Annotated in this window: 28 protein-coding genes; 9 read left to right on the top strand and 19 right to left on the bottom strand. The window is 66.2% G+C overall.

The genetic code is table 11. The annotated features are described in order from the left end of the window. Window positions 1-121 precede the first annotated feature (121 nt). From HMPREF2581_RS26280 to HMPREF2581_RS26225, 12 genes are all read right to left on the bottom strand, one after another. Window positions 122-442 carry a RebB family R body protein gene (locus tag HMPREF2581_RS26280; protein ID WP_003108980.1) on the bottom strand — a complete coding sequence of 107 codons (321 nt, stop codon included), beginning with the start codon at window positions 440-442 and terminating at the stop codon, window positions 122-124. A gap of 150 nt (window positions 443-592) precedes the next feature. Continuing rightward, window positions 593-1,138, bottom strand: a complete 546-nt coding sequence (locus HMPREF2581_RS26275; RefSeq protein ID WP_003090901.1) for a hypothetical protein — start codon at window positions 1,136-1,138, stop codon at window positions 593-595. Between the two features lie 53 nt (window positions 1,139-1,191). After that, the gene (locus HMPREF2581_RS26270; protein WP_003090900.1) at window positions 1,192-1,431 is read right to left on the bottom strand and encodes a hypothetical protein; all 240 of its coding nucleotides are present in this window, start codon (window positions 1,429-1,431) and stop codon (window positions 1,192-1,194) included. 23 nt (window positions 1,432-1,454) lie between these two features. Further along, window positions 1,455-1,649, bottom strand: a complete 195-nt coding sequence (locus HMPREF2581_RS26265) for a hypothetical protein (RefSeq protein ID WP_003090898.1) — start codon at window positions 1,647-1,649, stop codon at window positions 1,455-1,457. A gap of 10 nt (window positions 1,650-1,659) precedes the next feature. Continuing rightward, entirely contained in the window at window positions 1,660-3,801 is a 2,142-nt protein-coding gene (locus tag HMPREF2581_RS26260; protein WP_003138763.1) for a hypothetical protein, read from the bottom strand. A gap of 50 nt (window positions 3,802-3,851) precedes the next feature. Further along, complete coding sequence (locus HMPREF2581_RS26255) at window positions 3,852-4,484, bottom strand: hypothetical protein (protein ID WP_003108962.1); 633 nt, start codon at window positions 4,482-4,484, stop codon at window positions 3,852-3,854. Between the two features lie 30 nt (window positions 4,485-4,514). Further along, window positions 4,515-4,757 carry a RebB family R body protein gene (locus HMPREF2581_RS26250; RefSeq protein WP_003090893.1) on the bottom strand — a complete coding sequence of 81 codons (243 nt, stop codon included), beginning with the start codon at window positions 4,755-4,757 and terminating at the stop codon, window positions 4,515-4,517. Window positions 4,758-4,825: 68 nt separating this feature from the next. Then, complete coding sequence (locus HMPREF2581_RS26245) at window positions 4,826-5,419, bottom strand: RNA polymerase sigma factor (protein WP_003090892.1); 594 nt, start codon at window positions 5,417-5,419, stop codon at window positions 4,826-4,828. 65 nt (window positions 5,420-5,484) lie between these two features. Further along, window positions 5,485-6,210 (bottom strand): Crp/Fnr family transcriptional regulator, encoded by a 726-nt coding sequence (locus HMPREF2581_RS26240; protein WP_003108957.1) that lies wholly within the window; start codon window positions 6,208-6,210, stop codon window positions 5,485-5,487. A gap of 263 nt (window positions 6,211-6,473) precedes the next feature. Beyond that, on the bottom strand, window positions 6,474-6,884 hold the full coding sequence (locus HMPREF2581_RS26235; protein ID WP_003090890.1) for a PA2817 family protein: 411 nt from the start codon (window positions 6,882-6,884) through the stop codon (window positions 6,474-6,476). A gap of 58 nt (window positions 6,885-6,942) precedes the next feature. Beyond that, window positions 6,943-7,323: a PA2816 family glutamine-rich protein gene (locus tag HMPREF2581_RS26230; RefSeq protein WP_003090889.1), complete on the bottom strand. Its 381-nt coding sequence runs from the start codon at window positions 7,321-7,323 to the stop codon at window positions 6,943-6,945. A gap of 128 nt (window positions 7,324-7,451) precedes the next feature. Continuing rightward, window positions 7,452-9,899 (bottom strand): acyl-CoA dehydrogenase, encoded by a 2,448-nt coding sequence (locus tag HMPREF2581_RS26225; RefSeq protein ID WP_003108955.1) that lies wholly within the window; start codon window positions 9,897-9,899, stop codon window positions 7,452-7,454. Window positions 9,900-10,051: 152 nt separating this feature from the next. On the opposite strand from HMPREF2581_RS26225, the gene HMPREF2581_RS26220 reads away from it, so the two are divergent. From HMPREF2581_RS26220 to HMPREF2581_RS26205, 4 genes are all read left to right on the top strand, one after another. Beyond that, window positions 10,052-10,723, top strand: coding sequence for a transglutaminase-like domain-containing protein (locus HMPREF2581_RS26220; RefSeq protein WP_003138766.1), 672 nt, complete (start codon window positions 10,052-10,054; stop codon window positions 10,721-10,723). Between the two features lie 114 nt (window positions 10,724-10,837). Continuing rightward, window positions 10,838-11,458, top strand: a complete 621-nt coding sequence (locus tag HMPREF2581_RS26215; protein ID WP_003108953.1) for a glutathione S-transferase family protein — start codon at window positions 10,838-10,840, stop codon at window positions 11,456-11,458. 75 nt (window positions 11,459-11,533) lie between these two features. Then, window positions 11,534-12,466 carry an ABC transporter ATP-binding protein gene (locus HMPREF2581_RS26210; protein ID WP_003090885.1) on the top strand — a complete coding sequence of 311 codons (933 nt, stop codon included), beginning with the start codon at window positions 11,534-11,536 and terminating at the stop codon, window positions 12,464-12,466. Then, window positions 12,463-13,242: an ABC transporter permease gene (locus HMPREF2581_RS26205; protein WP_003119886.1), complete on the top strand. Its 780-nt coding sequence runs from the start codon at window positions 12,463-12,465 to the stop codon at window positions 13,240-13,242. Before HMPREF2581_RS26210 ends, HMPREF2581_RS26205 begins: the two co-directional genes overlap by 4 nt. A gap of 49 nt (window positions 13,243-13,291) precedes the next feature. Here HMPREF2581_RS26205 and HMPREF2581_RS26200 read toward each other — a convergent pair whose 3' ends face one another. Together HMPREF2581_RS26200 and HMPREF2581_RS26195 are read right to left on the bottom strand one after the other, a co-directional pair. Then, the gene (locus tag HMPREF2581_RS26200; RefSeq protein WP_003138769.1) at window positions 13,292-14,623 is read right to left on the bottom strand and encodes a sensor histidine kinase; all 1,332 of its coding nucleotides are present in this window, start codon (window positions 14,621-14,623) and stop codon (window positions 13,292-13,294) included. After that, window positions 14,620-15,300, bottom strand: coding sequence for a heavy metal response regulator transcription factor (locus HMPREF2581_RS26195; protein ID WP_003108949.1), 681 nt, complete (start codon window positions 15,298-15,300; stop codon window positions 14,620-14,622). Before HMPREF2581_RS26195 ends, HMPREF2581_RS26200 begins: the two co-directional genes overlap by 4 nt. Before the next feature lie 125 nt (window positions 15,301-15,425). Between HMPREF2581_RS26195 and ptrA the strand changes: the two genes are divergently transcribed. The 3 genes from ptrA to queF all read left to right on the top strand — a co-directional run bounded on the left by ptrA (window position 15,426) and on the right by queF (window position 17,354). After that, window positions 15,426-15,617: a T3SS anti-activator PtrA gene (gene ptrA / locus HMPREF2581_RS26190; protein WP_003090881.1), complete on the top strand. Its 192-nt coding sequence runs from the start codon at window positions 15,426-15,428 to the stop codon at window positions 15,615-15,617. 171 nt (window positions 15,618-15,788) lie between these two features. Next, the gene (locus HMPREF2581_RS26185) at window positions 15,789-16,406 is read left to right on the top strand and encodes a copper-resistant cuproprotein CopI (RefSeq protein ID WP_003130851.1); all 618 of its coding nucleotides are present in this window, start codon (window positions 15,789-15,791) and stop codon (window positions 16,404-16,406) included. Window positions 16,407-16,523: 117 nt separating this feature from the next. Beyond that, window positions 16,524-17,354 carry an NADPH-dependent 7-cyano-7-deazaguanine reductase QueF gene (queF, locus tag HMPREF2581_RS26180; protein WP_003098780.1) on the top strand — a complete coding sequence of 277 codons (831 nt, stop codon included), beginning with the start codon at window positions 16,524-16,526 and terminating at the stop codon, window positions 17,352-17,354. A 66-nt stretch (window positions 17,355-17,420) separates the two neighbouring features. Here queF and HMPREF2581_RS26175 read toward each other — a convergent pair whose 3' ends face one another. The 3 genes from HMPREF2581_RS26175 to HMPREF2581_RS26165 all read right to left on the bottom strand — a co-directional run bounded on the left by HMPREF2581_RS26175 (window position 17,421) and on the right by HMPREF2581_RS26165 (window position 19,079). Next, window positions 17,421-17,684 carry a DUF4404 family protein gene (locus HMPREF2581_RS26175; protein ID WP_003090878.1) on the bottom strand — a complete coding sequence of 88 codons (264 nt, stop codon included), beginning with the start codon at window positions 17,682-17,684 and terminating at the stop codon, window positions 17,421-17,423. A 73-nt stretch (window positions 17,685-17,757) separates the two neighbouring features. Then, a complete protein-coding gene (locus HMPREF2581_RS26170) occupies window positions 17,758-18,339 on the bottom strand; it encodes a phosphonate degradation HD-domain oxygenase (RefSeq protein ID WP_003138773.1) in 582 nt (193 codons plus the stop codon). Continuing rightward, entirely contained in the window at window positions 18,336-19,079 is a 744-nt protein-coding gene (locus HMPREF2581_RS26165; protein ID WP_003108944.1) for an HAD superfamily inactivated hydrolase PcrP, read from the bottom strand. The genes HMPREF2581_RS26170 and HMPREF2581_RS26165 overlap by 4 nt, the downstream gene beginning before the upstream one ends. 133 nt (window positions 19,080-19,212) lie before the next feature. On the opposite strand from HMPREF2581_RS26165, the gene HMPREF2581_RS26160 reads away from it, so the two are divergent. Then, window positions 19,213-19,932, top strand: coding sequence for a UTRA domain-containing protein (locus tag HMPREF2581_RS26160; protein WP_003104061.1), 720 nt, complete (start codon window positions 19,213-19,215; stop codon window positions 19,930-19,932). Window position 19,933: 1 nt separating this feature from the next. On the opposite strand, the gene HMPREF2581_RS26155 is transcribed toward HMPREF2581_RS26160, so the two are convergent. Beyond that, entirely contained in the window at window positions 19,934-20,338 is a 405-nt protein-coding gene (locus tag HMPREF2581_RS26155) for an acyl-CoA thioesterase (RefSeq protein ID WP_003138775.1), read from the bottom strand. Window positions 20,339-20,440: 102 nt separating this feature from the next. On the opposite strand from HMPREF2581_RS26155, the gene HMPREF2581_RS26150 reads away from it, so the two are divergent. Then, window positions 20,441-21,145, top strand: coding sequence for an MlaA family lipoprotein (locus HMPREF2581_RS26150; protein ID WP_003090872.1), 705 nt, complete (start codon window positions 20,441-20,443; stop codon window positions 21,143-21,145). 57 nt (window positions 21,146-21,202) lie between these two features. Here HMPREF2581_RS26150 and pilZ read toward each other — a convergent pair whose 3' ends face one another. Then, window positions 21,203-21,502: a cyclic di-GMP-binding protein PilZ gene (pilZ, locus tag HMPREF2581_RS26145; RefSeq protein ID WP_003104055.1), complete on the bottom strand. Its 300-nt coding sequence runs from the start codon at window positions 21,500-21,502 to the stop codon at window positions 21,203-21,205. Window positions 21,503-21,518 lie beyond the last annotated feature (16 nt).

Raw genomic sequence — 21,518 nt, 5'->3', positions numbered from 1 at the left:
ACGTTGGACTGGGTGACGGCATCGGTGATCTGGTTGTTTACTGCGGTTGGGAAGCTCATGGTGATTCTCCTGAATCATTGCGAAGGATGTACGGCGACTGCTTGGACCCGGCGGGTCAGGCTCAGGTGAAGGATTTCAGTACGGTCAGCAGGCTGGTGAGGTTGTCGGCCACGCCCAACTGGCCGACTTTCTCGGTGGCTCCGGCATCGGCGGCGGTGTCGAGGCTGTAGATCTGCATCACGCCCATGTTGGAGGCGGCCAGGGCCAGGGCGTTCTGCTGTTGCTGGGCGCTCACCGCGTTCTCGAAGAGAATCCCGGTGGAGTGGGCCATGGTCTGGTAGATGGTGCCCAGCGCCATGGCTGGCGCCTCACCGACGACCTTGACGTTGGACTGGGTGACGGCATCGGTGATCTGGTCGTTGACTGCGGTCGGAAAACTCATGATGTGACTCCCTGTGAGTGAACGGCACGGCTCATGTCGTGCTGTCTTGATGAACGCTCCAGCCAGGGAGTTGTGAATCCGTCGGCGCCAGGCCTGGCGGGCGGCGAAAATGCAAGCGCCCCGCGAGGCGGGGCGCTTGTCGGTGCGGTCTCATGCGGCGGGCGGGTCGGGCTTGTCCGGCGGCGGTGCGGACGTGTTGTGGTTGCTCTGGTTGAAGATGGCGATAGCGTTCTCCAGTTGCTGCTTGAGCGAGCCGAAGTTCTGCTCGAAGCACAGGCGTACCTCGCTCTTCACTAGGTTGGCCAGGCGGTCGGCAATCTGCGACATCACCAACTGGTTGGCGCTTGCCTGGCCGCTCTGCAGGTGGCCGGGACGCAGTTCGGCCAGGCTGCCGGCGGCATTGACCGCCTCGAGAATCGCCTGCTCGCCGCTGTCCTGGGCGCGGAGGGCCTGGGTCGAGGCCTGCTGGACGTTCTGCAGGATCTGGCGGATGGAGCCTTCGGAACGCTGCCGGCCGTTCTCGATCACCTGTTCGGCCTGCTGTCGCGCGTGCACGGCCGGATCGCTGCTGGCGTCGTTGCCGAGGCCGAGCTGGAACTGTCTCAACTGCTCGTGTTCTTCGCTGGTGAGGGGGCGTTTCAGCCAGCGTTGCGCCAGCTGGACCAGATTCCTTCCCAATTCTTCCGAGATCGACATGCGCGGACTCCTCTGCGATGGACGCGCGGTGCGCGGGGTGTCGTGGCGAGGCTTCAGTACTGCTGCGTGCCGTCCGCCGAGGGGGCCTGCGCGCTGCTGCCGGTATCGCCGGGGTAGGCGGCGGCAGCGGCCTGCAGGGTGCTGTAGGCGGTGCTCAACTGCACCGCCAACTGTCCGAGGCTGGCCGGGTCGTCCACGCTGTCTCCCTGGGACAGGGCCTGGAGCCAGCCTTGCAGGCATTCGGTGAGGAGTGCCTTGACCTGGGTGACGAGGGTTTCGAGTTCTTCCTTCATGACGCTTCTCCTGGGGTGGGTGCTCATCCGAGCAGTTTCAGCACGGCCAAGAGCTTGGCCGCATCGCTGTCCGATATTTCCAGCAGGCGCTTTCCGCTCGCCGGCCTGCTGGGGGGCGGTTGGTCCCGTGCCTCCTCGCTGGCGTCCGGCGAACGCTGCGCCGGGCGGTCCGCGGCGGCGAGCGCGCGGCGTCTGATGTAGCGTGCGTAGGCGCTCATCGGTCGCTCCTCAACTGCTGCGGGTGGAGATGCGCACGACCGAGGCGGGGGCGGCGAATCCTTCGAAGCGCTGCAGCTCTCGGTCCCGATGGGGCGCGCCGGCCAGGTCGACGGCGCCGATGGTTTCCTCCCAGTAGGCGCTGCCCAGTTGCACCAGCAGGCGTTGGGCATTCTCCAGCGAAGCGGCCGGAACCCGGCCGTGGCGGTCCGCGGCGGCATAGTTGAGCAGGAGCGCCATGCGGATCGCTTCGTCCTGTACGTTGGAGTGCTCGACACCCTGGCCGTCGGCGCCCAGCAGATAGGAGCGCCAGTTGAGGACCTGGGCGAAGAGGCGCCGGTAGGCTTCGAACTGGAAGTAGCGATCCTCCTCGGAGCGGTAGAGCGCGCACTGACTTACGAAGAACTGTTCCAGCGCGGGTTTCGCCCAGCCGGGTGTACCCGGGAGGTGTTCGCCCAGTTCGTCGAAGCCGCTCTGGCTTTCCGCCAGGGCATGGACGTACTGCATCTGTTGTGGGTCCAGGCGCTGTTCGCCCTGGTAGGCGATGGCCAGACTGAGTTCCTTGAGCTGGTCGGTGCCGACGTATCCATCGAGATGGCGCAGGCCACGGTTCAGGCGGTATTCCTGCAGCGAGTCGAAGAGGCCGGAGGCGCCGGTAATGAAATTGCTTCCCAGGTTGGTGTCGAAGCACAGCTCGGGGAACTTGCTGGCCAGATAGTTGCGGTAGTAGTAGGCATGGCCGATGCGCAGGCTGAACAGATCGCTCTCCAGCAGGCGGCGGTAGTAGCTGTTGCCGTCGGCGTCGCGGCTGGCCAGCGCCTGGCAGAGGTTCACGACGTTGGTGCGGGCGTAATAGGCGACCAGGGCCTGGGTAGTCCCGCTGGTGATGTCGAAGCGGCGTAGCCGCAGGCCGGAGGCGGTCAGGCTGTTGCCGAAAAACAGTTCGTCGAAAAGGCCGGCGAGGGCGCTGGGCGCCTTGTCACGTTCCTGCAGGTTCTCCCGTTCGCGTAGCCGCGCCTTGCCCTGGCGGATGGTGTTGCCATAGCACTTCCAGGCATAGGCGGAGAGCGCTGCGTAGAAATCGTCCAGCGCGTTGGCGTTGCGCAGGAAGTAACCGCACAGCGACCGGTTGTCGTCGGACACCCCGGTCCCCTCTCCACAATGGATGTGCAGGACCATCTTGCGGGTTTCCGGCTTGCCGTCCAGGTAGTGGCGAAACACCGCGGCCTGTCCGAGGAGGAAGTCGAAGAACTGTCGGTACAGGCCGGTAGCGGTCTCCATGCCGAGCAGGTCGATGCCGACCAGCCGGGCCTGCGGTGGCTGCCCCTGCTGTATTTCGAAATGACGGAGGATCCTGTGCAGCTCGGCATCGAAGGCGGCTTCGCTGGCATAGCCATGCGCGGTGTGGGCGAGCAGGCGGTAGGCGGTCTTCTCGGAGGCGTTGAATTGTTCGAACAGGGAATCGAGGACGGCCACCTCGTCTTCCCCCGTCGCCGTCTGGGTATGGCTGATTCCTTCGTGGAGGAGGAACCCCAGCGTCAGGCAGGCGAATTCGCCCGGATGGCGATCGCGGATGGCGCCGCGGGCCCAGTAGGCGTCGTCGAACGGCGTGTACTTGTTGCCGCTCCAGATCTTGCGGTTGAAGTAGCGGACGAACTGGTCCGTCTCGCTGTCGCGAACCGCGCTCGCACCGAGCAGTTCCAGGGTGCCGAGGTAGATCGCTGGCTGGTCGATGGCCGCTGGCGGCGAGGTCCGGCCAAAACGTTGCGCCAGGATGAGGCAGGCGAGATAGATGTTCTCCGCCGCGCATTCGCCGCGCAGGTAGCCCTGACGGTCGGTCGCGGCGAACGGATTGCGCCTGACCATCCGCTGCAGAGCCAGTTCGAACAGCTCATAGTGCGCGGCCTGGCGAGCCTCCTCCAGCGCCTTGCCGTCGACGTCCGGGGCGACGCCGCGGGCACTCATCAGCAGCCCGATCAGGGAAAGCTCCTGGCCTTTCTCCAGGCTCACTTGCCGCTCGCCGACGCGGAAGACCCGGCGGTCGCGCGTCCAGCGGCTGTTGCTTTCCACCGGCAGGATGCCGGCGAAGTGACTATGGAAGTCGAAGGGATAGCGATGGAACCTGACCGGTTCTTCCAGCTTGAAATAGGCCATGACGGCTCTCCTGTGCCAGGGCCGGACGCCGCCGGCCCCGCCGGTGGTGGCTACGATTGGGTGTCCTTGCCGCCGCGACTGGCGAGGGTCTCGCTGTACTTGGCGATGCTCTGGTCGATCTTGTCGATGGCGAAGCTGGCCGATTCCGCCTCGATCGCCCCGGCCGCCGCGGCTACCGCGGCGGCGGCGCCCATCAGCAGGTCGGTGGCGAGGGCGCCGAGCGCGTCCTCGGCAGCCTGGGCCAGCTTGTTTTCGGCGATGTTCTGGGTCATCTGCCGGAGCAGGATCGCCTGGCTGGCCAGGGCGATCTTGCTGACTCCGTCGAAGTAGCTGGCGGCGGATTGCGCCACCAGCCCGGAGGCCTGGCTGATCATCATGTTCGGCGCGATGGCGATCTGCGACGGCGCATAGCCGGCGGTTTCGCTGTTGCTCATCTGCACCGCCTGCACGACTTGACTGTTCAGGGCGCTGGTGTCCGGCGGCGGCGCCTCGGTCTGCTTGAGCAGGCGCTCGCTCATGCCGGCCAGCGGCGAAGGGCGCGACGGCAGCTTCACGTCGCCGTTGGCGGACGCCCTGCCGCCGCTGGCTGGCGTCTGCCGGCCGGCCTCGCCGGGGGCGGCGGCTTGCTCGCTGTCGCCGGATGGCGCGGGCGCGGGCGCGGATTTCTTGCCGAAGCCGAACATGTCTGGGCACTCCTGGGATCAAGGGGCGGGTCAGATACCTTTCTTGTCTTCTATCGCCATGATCATCGACACCGCCTTGGAAACCACCGCGGTGGAGATCTGGTTCAGGGCCTGCTGGCTGTAGACTGCGTTCTGCAGGGACAGGCCGGCGGAATGGCTGGCGATCTGGTAGAGCGCGGCGATGGCCTGGGCCGGGGCTTCGGCGACCACCTTGACGTTGGTCTGGGTGACGGCATCGGTGATCTGGGCATTCACAGCCGTGGGGTCAGCCATGGGACTCTCCTTGAATGGGCAGGTGCTTGTCGGGCAGGGGGCCGGTCGCACGGGCCTCGACTCGTTTGTCAGGAATGAACGCGGCTGCGTCTGTCTTGTGAAACGTCGCCGGCGAAAAAGTCGGCGCTCAGCCGCGAGCGCAGCAACTGCACGCGCTTGCGCACCAGCGGCGGGGCTATGCCGAGCTGGCTGGCGATGTCGGCATAGGGCAGTTCCTCGATGAAGCGCAGTTCGAAGAGCTGCTGCTGTTGGCGCGACAGCGAGGCCAGGGCCTTGTCCACCTGGTCGAGACGTTCCAGCTGCTCCAGGCGTTCCAGCGGCGAGCCGACGGCGGCGAAGCGCTCCAACTGGCCATCGTGCAGGTCGATGCCGCGGTCGATGAGGCGGTCCTCGCGGATCTGGTGGCGCGCGCTGTCCAGGTAGACGTGTTCCAGGACCAGGAACAGGAAGCCCTGGGGGTCGCGTACCCGCTCCGGTGACTGGCGCAGGAACAGCAGCGCCTTGACCGCGGTGCTCGACAGCCATTCTTCGGCCCGATGGCTGTTGCCGCGCGCAAGGCGTTGTGCGCGTTTGCGCAGGCCAGCCTGCGCGGCACGCCAGCTTTCCTCGAACAGGCGATCGGAACCGGTTTCGTTGCCGCCTGGCTGATTCGGACGATCCATAACCGCTACCTCCCTGGTTGCTCGTGTCGGCGAGCAGTCTGTGAGGCGGGCGGTGGGCGAGGCTGTTACCTGGGTGACAGGGGCGCGGCTGGTAGTTCGGCCTTGCGTCGCAGGCGACCGAGGTCGTTGATCAGGATCCGGTCGTTGCGGCAGCTGATCAGCCCTTCGCGTTTCCATATTTGCAGTTGCGCGTTGAGCTTCGGCCGGCTGGCGTTGAGCATCGCTGCTAGGATGCTCTGGTTGGTCGGTAGCGTCGCGCAGGCTCCCTCGGGTTGTTCGCTCGCCAGGCTGGCCAGGAGATGGCGCGCCAGGCGCGACTCCAGGCGATGCAGGCAGACCCTCTCGACGAAACCGGAGGCTTCGCGCAGGCGCGAACAGAGGAGGGCCAGCGCGCGGTTGAGGAATTCCGTGTCGGCGATCAACGGGGCGAAGTGACGTCGGTGGAGGATCAGCACCGACGCCGCGCCGGAGGCGTAGGCAGAGGTCTCGCGGCGGTTCGGCTGGATCAGCGCGGTTTCCCCGATCACTTCGCCAGGACGGATATCATTGACGATCAGCTCCCGCCCGTCCGGCCCGTAGAGCACGGTATAGAGGTGTCCGCCGAGGACCAGGCCGATGAAGTCTTCAGGGTCGTGCTTGAGGAACAGGACGTCCTTGTCGCGCAACCGGCGCTCCGACGCATGGGTCGCCACGTGCCGCAGCAGATCGGGCAGCCCGTGCAGCAGCGGGCACCGTTGCAGCAGGGTGTAGTGGCGTGAACAGCGGTCTTCCGTTGACTCGTTCGAGTGCATGCCTGCGCCTTCGCCAGATTGATCGGCAGCTCCGGCGAGGTACGACATGCTCGCTGCAGAGCAATCAGTGGGGACGTGTGCGGCGAAGGGGTGTGAAGCTCCGGCTACCCGGCAGAACTGCTAGGTACGGACTCGGCGCGCTCCGGCAATCGGGCGGGCGGTCCGTTTTTTATTCGGAAAGGGTAGCGAGGTTTGGGCTGGCGGGAGGCGGCCCCGAGCGCACGGATGGCGGTCGGGGCGGGACGGCCGGTGGCCGTGGCGATTCAGTGCCGCGGGCTGTCCTCGGGCAGCGCGAGCAACTGCTTTTCGCGGTTCCAGTCGAACGTTTCGCCGCGCTCTTCGGCTTCGTAGCGGCGCTCGTCGAGGCGCTGGAACAGGTCGATCTCTTCGTCCGGCATGAAGTGCAGGCAATCGCCGCCGAAGAACCACAGCAGGTCGCGCGGTACCAGGTGGGCGATCTGCGGATAGCGGTGGAAGACCTGGGAAATCAGGTCCTGGCCGAGGTATTGGGCGCCTTCCGGGTCGCGCGGCAGTTCGTCCATCAGTTCGTCGAAACGCTCGAGGAACAGCCCGTGGTTTTCTTCCGGCACCTGCTCGGCCTCGCCCAGGGCGCCGAGGATGTTGCGCAGGTGCTGGAGCAGGGCGAGGTGGTGCTCGAGGTAGGAGTTGGCCATGACGGGTCCTCTGGAAAAAAGCTGGGCAGTATAAAGGGTTTCGCGGCGCCGGCCAGTTTCAGCGGATCGCCGGGGACTGGCTCTGGCGCCGGCGGTTTTCCAGTTGCCGGCGTTCGCTGTCGAGGCGCCGCTGGTCCTGCTCCAGGCGCCAGCGCTGCTGGTCCAGTTGCTGCTGGCGGATCAGGTTGTCCTGCATCTGTCGCTGCTGCCGTTGCCGCTGCAGGTTCTGCTGCTGGCGTTGCAGTTGATCCTGCTGCAGTTGCAGGCGTTGTTCGTCGAAGCGCTGGCGCTGTTCCTGGAGCTGGCGTTGGCGCTGTTCGCCAGCGCGCTGCACCGCCTGCTGGTGCGGCTGCACGCCATAGGGCGCAGGCGGTGCGGCCTGCGCCGGGGGCAGGAGGAGAAACGAGGCTGCCAGGCCGGTGGCAAATAGCTTGAGCATGATGGCCTCCCGTACGTCAGGGATGTGCCCGTCGATTCTAGCCAATCGCCCGGGTTTGGGTGGGTGAAGACGACAAAGGCGCCGGAAGGCGCCTTTGTCGGTTGCGACCGTCGCTTTGCCGCGGAGTGTCAGCGGATCCTGCCGTCGGCCAGTTGCAGTTCCTCCTTGGCGAAGTCGTCGACGTCGATCACCTTGCGCCGTGCCGCTTCGGCCTGGTGCAGGGCCTGCGCCTGCTCGGCGCTCAGCACGCCGGCGGCGGCGCCGGCATCGATCGGGTTCTGCCCCGCTTGCGGCTGGACCCTGCCTTCCTTGATCGCCTTGTGCAGGGTTTTCTCCAGCGCGGCGCTTTCGCGTACCGCGTCGAAGGCGTGGGCGAGGGCACCGACCGGGTCCTGCGGGTCCTTCGGCAGGAACGCGCCAGCGAGGATCGCCTGCAACGCCGGGTCGTCGTCCGGACGGCCGAGGATTTCCGCGATCTCGGCGTCCAGTTCGTCGCCCGGCCCTTTGTGCCGGCGGCCGAACGGCAGTACCAGGACCTTCAGCGCGCAGCCGAAGAAGCGGCTGGGGAAGTTGTTCAGCAGGTCCTCCAGCGCCGCCTCGGCCTTGCCGAGGTTTTCCTCCATGGCCCAGCGCAGCAGCGGATGCAGGTAGTCCGGGTTGCCCAGGTCGTGGTAGCGCTTGAGCGCCGCCGAGCCCAGGTAGAGATAACTGAGGACATCGCCGAGACGCGCGGAGAGGCGTTCCTTGCGCTTCAGTTCGCCGCCCAGCAGCATCATGCTGAAGTCGGCGAGCAGGGCGAAGGACGCCGCCAGGCGGTTCAGCGCGCGGAAGTAGGGACGGCTGATGCGGTCGCCGGGCGCGTTGCCGAGGTGGCCGCAGCTGAGACTGAGGAGGAAGCTGCTGGCGGCGTTGCCGACGGCGAAGCCGATGTGCTTCACCAGCAGCGCGTCGAACTCGCGGGCGGCCTGGTCCTTGTCCTCGCGCTGGGCCAGTTCCATTTCCTTGAGTACGTACGGATGGCAACGGATCGCGCCCTGGCCGAAGATCATCAGGTTGCGCGAGAGGATGTTCGCGCCTTCCACCGTGATGAAGATCGGCGCGCCCTGCCAGGAACGACCCAGGTAGTTGTTCGGGCCCATGATGATGCCCTTGCCGCCATGGATGTCCATGGCATGGGCGATGCACTCGCGGCCGCGCTCGGTGAGGTGGTACTTGAGGATCGCCGAAAGCACCGAGGGCTTCTCGCCGAGGTCCACCGCGTTGGCGGTGAGGATTCGCGCGCTGTCCATCAGCCAGGCGTTGCCGCCGATGCGGGCGAGCGCCTCCTGGATGCCTTCGAAGGCGGCGATCGGCACGTTGAACTGCTCGCGGACCTGGGCGTAGCGACCGCTGACGTAGCTGCTGGCCTTGCCGGCGCTGGTGCCCACCGCCGGCAGCGAGATGGAGCGTCCGACCGACAGGCAGTTCATCAGCATCATCCAGCCTTTGCCGATCATTTCCTGCCCGCCGATGATGTACTCCAGCGGCACGAACACGTCCTTGCCGGAGTTCGGACCGTTCATGAAGGCGGCGCCCAGCGGCACGTGGCGGCGGCCGATCTCGACCCCGGGGGTGTCGGTGGGAATCAGCGCCAGGGTGATGCCCAGGTCCTCCTCGTCGCCCAGCAAATGGTCCGGGTCGTGGCACTTGAAGGCCAGGCCGAGGAGGGTGGCCACCGGGCCGAGGGTGATGTAGCGCTTTTCCCAGGTCAGGCGCAGGCCGAGTACCTCGCGACCTTCCCATTCGCCCTTGCAGACGATGCCGACGTCGGTCATGCCGCCGGCATCGGAGCCCGCGTAGGGGCCGGTGAGGGCGAAGCAGGGGATGTCGTCGCCCTTGGCCAGGCTCGGCAGGTAGCGCTGGCGCTGCTCGTCGGTGCCGTAGTGGAGCAGCAGCTCGGCCGGGCCGAGGGAGTTCGGCACCATCACCGTCGAGGCCAGGTCGCCGCTGCGGGTGGCGAGCTTCATCACCACCTGTGAGTGGGCGAAGGCGGAGAAGCCCTTGCCGCCGTACTCCTTGGGAATGATCAGGCCGAAGAAGCCGTGCTGCTTGATGAAGGCCCAGGCTTCTTCCGGCAGGTCCATGCGCTGGCCGATGTCCCAGTCGCTGACCATGGCGCAGAGTTCTTCGGTCGGGCCGTCGACGAAGGCCTGCTCTTCTTCGGTGAGTTGCGCCTTGGGGTAGTCGAGCAGTTTCTGCCAGTCCGGGCGGCCGCTGAACAATTCGCCATCCCACCACACGGTGCCCGCCTCGATGGCCTCGCGCTCGGTGTCGGACATCGGCGGCAGGACTTTCTGGAACCAGGCGAACAGCGGACCGCTGAGCACGCGCCGGCGCAGGTCGGGCAGGGCGAGGGGAAGCGCCACCGCCAGCCAGAGCAGCCAGAAGACCAGCAGCAGCCAGCCGGGCGCGTGGCTGAACACGCCCATCAGGATCAGGTAGGCGGCGCTGATGCCGAGCGCGGGAGCGGGTGGGGTACGCCGATGGGCGAGGTAAGCGACACCGAGTACCAGTACGACTAACCAGAGCAACAACATGCGGAATCCTCCATGAAGACGCCAGGCGGCGTCTCGAGCTTAGCCCGTTTGCCGCCGTTTGGCGGCAGGGCCGGTCAGCTTGGCCGGTTTGTCACGTTATAGGCGAAAACTTCCCGTTTAGACTGGGACAAATTGCCCGCCGGGAGCCCGCCATGCAGTCCTACCTACAATCCGGCCGCTTCGTGGATAGTGACCACCCCGTGGTGGTGGAGTTCGCGGAAAAATCCCGGGGGAATTCGGCGAAACCGCGTGACCAGGCGGTCGCGCTGTACTACGCGGTACGCGACGGGGTGCACTACAACCCCTACGTGTTCAGCCGCGATCCGCAGACCCTGAAGGCCAGCCACGCGCTGCAGCAGGGCGAGTCCTATTGCGTGCCCAAGGCCATCCTGCTCGCCGCCTGCGCCCGGCATTGCCGGATTCCGGCGCGGATCGGCCTGGCCGACGTGCGCAACCACCTGGCCACGCCGCGCCTGCTGGAAGCGCTGCGCAGCGAGGTGTTCGCCATGCACGGCTATACCGAGCTGTACCTCGAGGGCCGTTGGGTGAAGGCCACCCCGGCGTTCAACCGTGCCTTGTGCCGCGCCTTCGACGTCGCTCCGCTGGAGTTCGACGGCGTCGCCGACAGCGTCTTCCATCCGTTCAACCGCCAGGGCGAGCGCTACATGGAGTACCTGGTCGATCACGGCCAGTTCGCCGACCTGCCGGAGGAACTGTTCTTCTCTCACCTGCAGCAGCACTATCCGCACCTGTTCTCCGGCCGCCCGCTGGCCCTGGATGGCGATTTCCAGGCCGAGGCCGGACAAGATGAAGGGCGTCGATAGTCACCATCAGCCGGCGCGTCTTCCTTCTTCGGTCCATCCTCGGTAGGGTGCGGCATGTCGTCCGGGCGCTCCGGCGATCCATCCGCCGCATCAACCGAAGAGGGAACGCAGAGTATGTTGACCATCTGGGGCCGGAAGAACTCGAGCAATGTGCGCAAGGCGCTGTGGTGCGCCGAGGAGGCTGGCCTGGAGTACCGGACGGTGGATGCCGGCGGGGCGTTCGGCCTGGTGGATGAGCCGGCGTTCCGCGCGATGAACCCGAACGGTCGGGTGCCGGTGATCGAGGACGACGGCTTCGTCCTCTGGGAATCCAACGCCATCGTCCGCTACCTGGCCGCCCGCTATGCGCCGGGCGACCTCTATCCGCAGGACCCGGTGCGCCGCGCCGACGCCGACAAGTGGATGGACTGGACCACCTCGACTCTCGCCGGGCCGTTCCGCGACCTGTTCTGGGGAACGCTGCGTACGCCGCCGGAGCAACGCGACGAGGCCCTGATCGCAAAGGCGCTGCAGACCTGCGGCGAGTTGCTGCGGGTGCCGGACCAGACCCTGGCCGGCCAACCCTGGCTGTCCGGCGAACGCTTCGGCATGGGTGACATTCCCCTGGGCTGTTTCATCTACGCCTGGTTCGAGATGCCCATCGAGCGCCCGCCGCTGCCCCACCTCGAGGCCTGGTACCTGCGCTTGCGCGAGCGCCCGGCGTTCCGCACCGCGGTAATGACCGAACTGACCTGAGCCGGCTACTGTTGCATTTTGTTACCCGTAGCCTTATCTAGCTCTTCCTCTTCACCTTCCGACACGGGAAGCCTAATGAGTTCCGCCCTGTCCATCCGTCAATTGACGAAAACCTACGGCAACGGTTTCCAGGCCCTCAAGGGCATCGACCTGGACGTCGCCGAAGGTGATTTCTTCGCCTTGCTCGGCCCCAACGGCGCGGGCAAGTCCACCACCATCGGGATTCTATCGACCCTGGTGAACAAGACCAGCGGTTCGGTCTCGGTGTTCGGCCACGACCTCGACAAGGACCCGGCCGGCCTCAAGCGTTGCCTTGGCGTGGTGCCGCAGGAGTTCAACTTCAACCAGTTCGAGAAGGTCTTCGACATCGTCGTGACCCAGGCCGGCTACTACGGCATCCCGGCGAAGATCGCCAAGGAGCGCGCCGAGCGCTACCTGACCCAGCTGGGGCTGTGGGACAAGCGCAACGAAGCCTCGCGGATGCTCTCCGGCGGCATGAAGCGACGCCTGATGATCGCCCGCGCGCTGGTCCACCAGCCGCGCCTGCTGATCCTCGACGAGCCCACCGCCGGGGTCGACATCGAGTTGCGCCGTTCGATGTGGAGCTTCCTCACCGAACTCAACCAGGAAGGCATCAGCATCATCCTCACCACCCACTATCTGGAAGAGGCGGAGCAGCTCTGCCGCAACATCGCCATCATCGACCACGGCGAGATCGTGCAGAACACCAGCATGCGCGACCTGCTGATGACCCTGCATTCGGAAACCTTCCTGCTCGACCTGAAGAACGTCCAGGCCCTGCCGCCGACCCTCGACGGCTATCCGACGCGGCTGGTCGACGACCACACTCTCGAAGTGCAGGTGGAGAAGAGCCAGGGCATCAACGACCTGTTCGCCCAACTGGGTGCACAAGGCATCGAGGTACTGAGCCTGCGCAACAAGACCAATCGCCTGGAGGAGCTGTTCGTGTCGCTGGTGGAGAAGAACCTGACGAGGATCGCCCGATGAGCAGCGAACTGAGCGCCAACCTGGTCGCCCTGAACACCATCGTCTACCGCGAGGTGCGCCGCTTCACCCGGATCTGGCCGCAGACCCTGCTGCCGCCGGCGATCACCATGGTCCTGTACTTCGTGATCTTCGGCAATTTGATCGGCCGGCAGATCGGCGACATGGGCGGCTTCACCTACATGGAATACATCGTGCCCGGCCTGATCATGATGTCGGTGATCACCAACGCCTACGGCAACGTGGTGTCGAGCTTCTTCGGCAGCAAGTTCCAGCGCTCGGTGGAGGAACTGCTGGTGTCGCCGGTGTCGCCGCACACCATCCTCCTCGGCTACACCATCGGCGGCGTGCTGCGCGGCCTGGCGGTGGGGGTGATCGTGACCCTGCTGTCGCTGTTCTTCACCAAGCTGCAGGTGCACCACCTGGGCATCACGGTACTGGTGGTGGTGCTTACCGCGACCATTTTCTCCCTGGGCGGTTTCATCAACGCGGTGTTCGCGCGCAACTTCGACGACATCTCGATCATCCCGACCTTCGTGCTGACGCCGCTGACCTACCTGGGCGGGGTGTTCTACTCGATCAACCTGCTGCCGCCGTTCTGGCAGACCGTGTCGCTGGCCAACCCGATCCTGCACATGGTCAACGCCTTCCGCTACGGCATCCTCGGCGTCTCCGACATTCGCATCGGCGTGGCCATCGGCTTCATGCTGCTGGCCACCGCGGTGCTCTATCTCGGCTGCGTAAGGCTGCTGGTGAGCGGGCGCGGCATGCGCCAATGAAACGCTCGAAGGCATGAAACAGAAGCCCCCGTCATGGGGGCTTCGCGTTTCATCGGCGCGGGCGAGCGAAATCGATGACGAAACGGGTCCAGCCGTCGGCAGACTCGCAGCGGATCTCGCCGCCGTGGGCCTGGACGATGGAGCGGCAGATCGCCAGGCCGAGCCCGGCGTGTTCACCCTGGCCTTCGCGGCGCGCCGGATCGGCACGATAGAACCGGTCGAACAGGCGCGGCAAGCGCTCGGGAGGAATCGCCGGACCCTGGTTCTCCACGCTCAGGCGTCGGTCGCCGAGACGGATACGTATCTCTCCGCCATCGGCGGTGAAGCGCAGGGCGTTGTCCAGCAGGTTGGCCAGCACCCGCCGCAGCATGCCGCGGTCGCCGGGCAGGCTCAGGCTGCCTTCGCGCAGCAGGCGGATATCGTGGTCTTCCGCCAGCGGCTGGTAGAACTCCAGCAGCGAGTCGACTTCCGCGCCCAGGTCCAGGGCCTGGCGGCTGGGCGCCAGCAGGCCGTGGTCGGCCTTGGCCAGCAACAGCATGTCGTTGACCATCGCGGTGAGCCGTTCCAGCTCCTCGAGGTTGCCGTGCAGGGCCTCGCGATAGTCCTCCAGCGAGCGCGGGCGGGACAATACCACCTGGGTCTGGGTCAGCAGACTGGTGAGCGGGGTGCGCAACTCGTGGGCGATGTCGGCGGAGAACGCCGAGAGGCGCTGGAAGGCTTCTTCCAGGCGCGCCAGCATGGCGTTCAGCTCGCCGGCCAGGCCGCGCAGCTCCTCCGGCATCCGGCTGGCGTCGAGGCGGGTGGTGAGGGAGTTGGCGGAAACCCGCGCGGCGACTTCGCGCATCCGTCGCAGCGGCGCCAGGCTGGCGCCGGTGGCCCAGGCGCCGAGCAGCGCGGTGGCCAGCGCCGACAGGCTCATGGTCAGCCAGATCAACTGGCGCATGCGTTGCAGGAAGTGCTGGTGATGACTGATGTCGAGGATCACGGTGAGTCGCGGCGAAGCGTCGTTGCCGGGCTCCAGCGGGGCGCCGAGTTCGCGGTTGGCGGGCAGACCGGGATGCGCAGGCTGCGGCAGGCGCTCGAACCAGAGGTTGCCATCCGGGCCGTTCAGGCGCAGGCCGAGGTCGGGGTGGCGTGCCAGTTCGCGCAGCAGTTCCGCTTCGCGGCGGCGCATCTGCTGTTCCGAGCCGAGGCCGCGCAGTTCGTCGCGAAACACCGCGAGCTTGGCGGACATCGCCAGGTGGTCGAGTTCGACGAAATGCTCGTCGATGGCCCTGCTGAAGATCAATCCGGCGATCAGCGAGACCGCCGCCGTGCAGGCGGCGAACAGCAGGCTCAGGCGGACGCCGAGGGACATCCGCGAGCCGAACCCGGCGCTCATTCGTCGCGCTCTTCGAGAACGTAGCCCATGCCGCGCACGGTATGGATCAGGCGCTGCGGGTAGTCGTCGTCGACCTTGGCGCGCAGGCGGCGGATGGCCACCTCGATGACGTTGGTATCGCTGTCGAAGTTCATGTCCCAGACCTGCGAGGCGATCAGCGACTTGGGCAGCACCTCGCCGCTGCGCCGCAGCAGCAGTTCGAGCAGGGCGAACTCCTTGGCGGTGAGGTCGATCCGCTTGCCCTGGCGTTGCACCCGGCGGCGCAGCAAATCGAGTTCGAGGTCGGCCAGTTGCAGGGTGGTCTCCTGCAACTGCTGGCTGCCCCGGCGCAGCAGGGTGCGCACCCGGGCGAGCAGTTCGACGAAGGCGAACGGCTTCACCAGGTAATCGTCGGCGCCTTGTTCGAGGCCGCGCACGCGGTCCTCTACGGCATCGCGGGCGGTCAGGAACAGCACCGGTATGGTCATCCCGGCGTCGCGCACGCTGCGCAGGATCTGCCAGCCGTCACGGCCGGGCAGCATGACGTCGAGGATCAGCAGGTCGTAGTCGCCGCCCAGGGCCAGTTGCTCGCCCTCGTTGCCATCGTCGCTCAGGTCGACGGCGAAGCCTGCCTCGGCGAGCCCCTGGCGCAGGTACTGGCCGATGCGCGGTTCGTCTTCGACGATCAGCAGTTTCATGTTCATCCCTCGTTACATTTGCCGGCCATGCCGACCTGTTTCTGACAGCATCGTAATCAGTGGGTAACGGGGGCGACAGTGGCCCCCGCGCAGACTACAGGGGAACTCATTCGAGGAGACTTCCCATGCGTACCTTCACTGCCTCCACCCTCGCTTTCCTGCTGGTCCTCGCCCCGACCGTTCCGGCCATGGCCGACAGCGGCGGCGACATCGTCTTCGAGCGCATGCAGGCCCAGGCCGCCAAGGCTCGTGCCGCGCACCAGGAAAAACTGGCGAAGCAGGCCGAAGCGACGAAGAAGGACAAGGAAAACTGCTGATCGCCAGTTCTTCCACCCCCGGCTCCACACGGGATGACGGAGGGCTCCGATCCCGTCTTCACCCGCCACCGGTTCCCTGGTTTCCGGTCGGCGGGTTTTTTATGCCCGTCGGTGGCGCTGGGCGATCTTAGCCTTCGCGGTCCGCAACGGCGGCAAGCTGACAAAGATGTAATGCTCCCGACAGCCAGCCGGCAGGCGCAGCGACACAGGATAGGCGACATCAACCCGATGGAGATTCCCCGTATGTTTCCGCGCCGCCTGCTTCCCGCTTCCCTGATCGTCCTCGGCGTGCTTTTCGGTGCCAACGCCCAGGCTTCGCCGGCCCACGGCCAGGCCTTCGGCAAGCCGGCCCAGGCCGCGCAGGCCAGCCGCAGCATCGAGGTGGTGCTCGGCGACATGTACTTCAAGCCGCGGGCGATCGAGGTCAAGGCCGGCGAGACGGTCCGCTTCGTGCTGAAGAACGAAGGCAAGCTGTTGCACGAGTTCAACCTGGGAGACGCGGCGATGCATGCCGAGCACCAGAAGGAGATGCTGGAGATGCAGCAGTCCGGGATGCTCACCCCGACCGGCATGGCGTCGATGGACCATAGTCAGATGGGCCACGGCATGGCCGGCATGGACCATGGCCGGATGATGAAGCACGACGACCCCAACAGCGTGCTGGTCGAGCCGGGCAAGAGCGCCGAGCTGACCTGGACCTTCGCCAAAGCCACCCGGCTGGAGTTCGCCTGCAACATCCCCGGCCACTACCAGGCCGGGATGGTCGGTCAACTGACCGTGCAGCCCTGAGCCGGCGGACGGCCGGCGTGAAGATGCCGGCCGATCCGTATACACTTGCCGCCGCCCGCCAGTGCGGCGCGGCGCGCGGGGAAGGGCCCTGCGCGATTCATCCAGCAGGTTTCCCTCATGCAGCATCCCGCCGAACATTCGCCGCTGGGCAAGACCAGCGAATACGTCTCCAGCTACACGCCGTCGCTGCTGTTTCCCATTTCACGCACGGCGAAATGGGCCGAGCTTGGCCTGAGCGCCGAGACCCTGCCTTATCGCGGCGTGGATATCTGGAACTGCTACGAGCTGTCCTGGCTGACCCCGGCCGGCAAGCCGGTGGTGGCGATCGGCGAGTTCTCGATCCCGGCGGACTCGCCGAACATCATCGAGTCGAAGTCGTTCAAGCTTTACCTCAATTCCCTCAACCAGTCCGCCTTCGATAGTCGTGAGGCGCTTCGCGCGGTATTGCAGAAAGACCTCTCGGCCGCTGCCGGGGCGCCCGTGGGCGTGCGCCTGCGCAGCCTCGACGAGGTTGCCGAGGAGGGCATCGGGCGTCTGCCGGGGCGCTGCATCGACGAGCTGGACATCGCCGTCGACGGCTACGAGCAGCCGCGCCCGGAACTGCTGCGCTGCGACGCCGGGCGGATCGTCGAGGAGCAGCTCTACAGCCACCTGCTCAAGTCCAACTGCCCGGTCACCGGCCAGCCCGACTGGGGCACCCTGGTGGTCGACTACCGGGGCCCGGCGCTGGACCCGGCCAGCCTGCTGGCCTACCTGGTTTCCTTCCGCCAGCACCAGGACTTCCACGAACAGTGCGTCGAACGCATCTTCCTCGACCTGCAGCGCCTGTTGCAGCCGCAGGCGCTCAGCGTCTACGCGCGCTACGTACGCCGTGGCGGCCTGGATATCAATCCCTACCGCAGCCTGGCGGAGGTCGCACCGGACAACCGACGCCTGGTGCGCCAGTAACGCCTCGCAACACGCGGATACGAAAAAGCCCCGGCCATGCCGGGGCTTTTCATTTCGGCAAGTCGTTCAGATTCCCATGTTGGCCAGGCTCTGCACGATGGAGCGGAGCGTGCCGGCGAGGGTCGGGTGGCTGACCTCGAAGCGCTCGACGGCGAGGTTGACCCCATCGACCAGGCTGCCTTCGTTGAGGGCGTCCTCGTTGGCCAGTTTCAGTTCGATGTCCCTGATCAGGAGTTCCAGTTCGGCGCGCTGCTCTTCGTTCAGCGGCGGTTGTTGCTCCAGTTGCTCGCGCAGGGCGGACAGTTCGCGCAGCAGACTCTCTTTCGGCATGGTATTTCCCTCGACGTACAAGTCTTCGGTGGACCTCCGGCGGGCGCCGAAAGGTCCGTCCATGCCGAACAGATTAACCTGTCGGGCGCAGATGTGCGCGATCCGGAACAATCCGCAGCAGGCGTTCCAGCAGCGGGAAGAAGTGCGTCAGTTCGGGGGTGCGCATGGCCGGGTCCTTGGCCAGGTCGTCGAGGCGGCGCAGGGTCAGGCCGTCCTGGGCATAGGGCGCCTTGATATAGGCCGCGGCGGCACGCTCGTCGAACGGCCCGCCTTGCAGCACCAGGCTGTGCCGGGAGGCCGGCGACAGGCTGGCGTGGTAGCTCGGGTCCACCGCGCAGAGGAAGCGCTTGGCCGATACGTGCAGGCGCACCGGCTGCCAGACCGACTCTGGGAACAGCTCGCGCAGCAGGCGTGCGCCGAATTCCTCGTGGCGCAGGTCCTCCTCGTCGATCTGCGCCGGGTCTTCGTAGAGGTGGCCGATATCGTGCAGCAGGGCGGCGACTACAAGGCTGTCCGAGCAGCCGGCGCGCTCGGCCAGGGTCGCACACTGCAGCGCGTGCTCGGCCTGGCTGACTGCCTCGCCATAGGGCTCGGCGCCATGGCTGGCGAAGCGTTCGGCCAGTTCGTCGAGAAAGCGGTGACGGGCGCGGCTCATGGTTTTTCTCCTTTCAGGCGGCGGACGGCGAGGTCGTGCAGGCAGGGTTGCAGCTCGCCCAGGTGATCGATCACGGAATGCACGCCCAGGCGGTACAGTTCCAGGGTGGCGTCGGCACGCAAGCGGTCGCGCTCGGTATGTCCGAGAGCGTCCCAGTCGGCCGGCGAGAGGCCGCACGACGGCCCGCTGGCGGCCAGGCCGATGGTCCATAGCCCGGCATTGAGTCCGGCCTGGAGTTGACGCGGTTGGGCGCTGACCAGCACGCAGCCGTCGAGGCGCTCGATGCCCAGCCGGGCGAGGGCCTGCCAGCAGCCATCGGGGGCCGGCCAGGGGCGCGCGCCGGCGAGGGGGATCAGGGCGTCCGCTCGGCCGAGCGGCGCGGCAAGGCGCTGGCAGACCGATTCCGGTAGCTCGTCCTGCCAGGCATAGGGAATCCGTTGTTCGTCCAGGCTCTCCAACAGGGCCACGGCACCGGCGATGGCTTCGGCCTGTTCCCCGGCGGCTTCGTCGAGGGCCTGCTCCAGGCGCTGGCGCTCGCTCTTGTTCGGTTTGCGCCGCAACAGGAAGCTTTGTGCCTCGGCGAAGGGCAGCAGACTGGCGTCGCGGAGGTGTTCGGCAGGGCTATGCGGATGGCTGCGCAGCAGCGCCAGGGACAGGGTCCGGGCGCCGAAATCCACCAGGCCGCCGGAGAGTCCGAAGAGCAGGGCGGTGAAGCGCGGGAGTTGGTCGGAGCTGGGCATGCGAAAGGCGTCTGGCAAATGGTCTAGGCCAGCCTAGATGGGTTTTGTGACGCTGCCGTGACGTTTTCGTGGCAGTGGCGATAGGCCGACGGGCTGCCGTTATAATCGGCCGGTCTGAATCAGCGAGGCCGTCATGCCGGTCGATCAATCTCGTCAGTACCTGCGCATCCGCGACCAGCTCGCCGCGGATATCGCCCAGGGCGTGCTGCAGGTGAAACTTCCCTCCGAGCGGGAGTTGGCCGAGCGCTTCCTGTGTACCCGCATCACCCTTCGCGAAGCCCTGCAGCAACTGGAAACCGAAGGCCTGGTCTATCGCGAGAACCGCCGCGGCTGGTTCGTCGCGCCGCCGCGGATCCGCTACAACCCGACCCGTACCACCGGCTTCATGGAATACGTCAGCGCCCAGGGACGCCAGCCGCGTACCGAGACGCTGCACGCCGAGCGGCGAGCAGCCGGCGCCTGGCTGGCCAAGCGGATGGGGCTGGAGGACAGCGCGCCGGTGTATTTCCTGCAACGGCGCCGCTGGGTGGACGAGCGTCCGGTGCTGATCGAACTGATCGCCCTGGATGCCGGGTGGTGCCCAGGCCTGCTGGACCACGACCTCGATACTTCGCTGATGAGCCTGCTGCGCGAGCGTTTCGGCCTGCAGCCGACGCGCTGCCAACTGGCGATGCACCCGACCGCGCTGAACGCGGCCCAGGCCGAGCCGCTGCAACTGGCGCCGGGTTCGCCGGCGCTGTACCTGGAGCGACTGAGTTACGCGGAGGGGCAGAGGGTGGTCGAGTTCGACCAGGAGTTCTGGCGCCCGGACGCCCTGGAGATCGTGCTCGACGCGGCCTATCCGGGCGCCTGAGTCAGGCGATCGCGGCGCGTATGCTGTCCGGCACGGGCGTCGAACGGTTTTCCGCGTGGCGCACCCAGACCAGCTTGCAGTGGCCTTCGCCATAGGTGCCTTGCGGATCTTCCAGGGTGCTCAGGCGATGTTCCAGTACCAGGCTGCTGGTGCCCAGCTTGCCGGCGTACAGTTCCACCACCACGGTGGCCGGATGCACCACCGGCTTCAGGTAGGTGTGCAGGCTTTGCAGCACCACCGGCCCCTCGGCAGCGCCTTCCAGGTCGACGCCGAGGGTTTCGAACCAGGCCACCCGGGCCTCTTCCAGGTACTGGAAATAAAGGGTGTTGTTGACGTGCCCGTAGCTGTCCATGTCGCCCCAGCGCACCGGGATATGGGCCGTGTGTAGCAATTGTCTGTCAGCCATCTCGTAACTCTTCTAGTCTCAAATTCAATGCGAGCCTATATACTGCGCGCACGCTGAAGCCGCGCTGGCGGCCAAGACTAGTCATGCAAAGGAGATACAGCAATGCGCGCCCGCGGCGTGAACTGGATCGAACGTAGTGCCCGAATCCTGGCTTGCGCCAGCCTCGCATTGGCACCCACGCTGTCCCTGGCGGCCAGTGAAGAAGACCCTTGGGAAAGCATCAACCGTCCCATCTTCACCTTCAACGACACCCTGGACACCTATGCGCTGAAACCGCTGGCCCAGGGTTACCAGAAGGTCACCCCGAACTTCGTTCAGGACGGCGTGCACAACTTCTTCAACAACCTCGGCGACGTGAAGAACCTGGCCAACAACCTGTTGCAGGCCAAGTTCCACAATGCCGGCGTGGACACCAGCCGCCTGCTGTTCAACAGCACCTTCGGCCTGGCCGGCTTGATCGACGTGGCGACCCCGATGGGCCTGCAGCGCAACGACGAGGACTTCGGCCAGACCCTGGGTTATTGGGGCGTCGGCAGCGGCCCGTACGTGATGCTGCCGTTCCTCGGCCCGAGCACGCTGCGCGATGCCCCGGCGAAGATCCCGGACATCTATGTCGGTCCCTACCACTACATGGACGATGTACGCGCGCGCAACGTGATGTTCGGCATCAACACCGTCGACACCCGTGCCAACCTGCTGAAGTCGGAAAAACTGATCAGCGGCGACAAGTACATCTTCATCCGCAACGCCTACCTGCAGAACCGCGAGTTCAAGGTCAAGGACGGCGAGGTGGAGGACGACTTCTAAGTCGACCCGCTTCGTGCGACACCTGGAAAGGCGGCCCTTGGGTCGCCTTTCGTCGTTTCAGTGGATCGCGACGATGCTCAGCCCCAGGCTATGCCGCCCTGGGCCGAGCCGTTCGCAGCGCACCACGCGGGCTTCCAGTTCCAGGCCGGTGAGGGTCTCGTGGGTGGACGGGATGCTCACCCGCAGGTGGTCGCCCGGAGCCAGCTCGCTTTGCGCTTCCAGCAGCAGCCCGCTGGCGGACAGGTCCCGGCACAGGGCCACCGACTCGCGGCCTTCGCAGCGGATGGTGACCGGGGTGTCGAGCTTCATGCGGATGAAGTCGCGCTTCTCGCTGTAGTTGTGCTCGATGGGCTGCATGGGCTGATCCTCATGG

The sequence above is a fragment of the Pseudomonas sp. HMSC057H01 genome (assembly GCF_001836405.1).
GTDB lineage: Bacteria > Pseudomonadota > Gammaproteobacteria > Pseudomonadales > Pseudomonadaceae > Pseudomonas > Pseudomonas aeruginosa.
The sequence above is the reverse complement of the archived record's forward strand: the minus strand, read 5'-3'. Positions and strand labels throughout refer to the sequence as shown.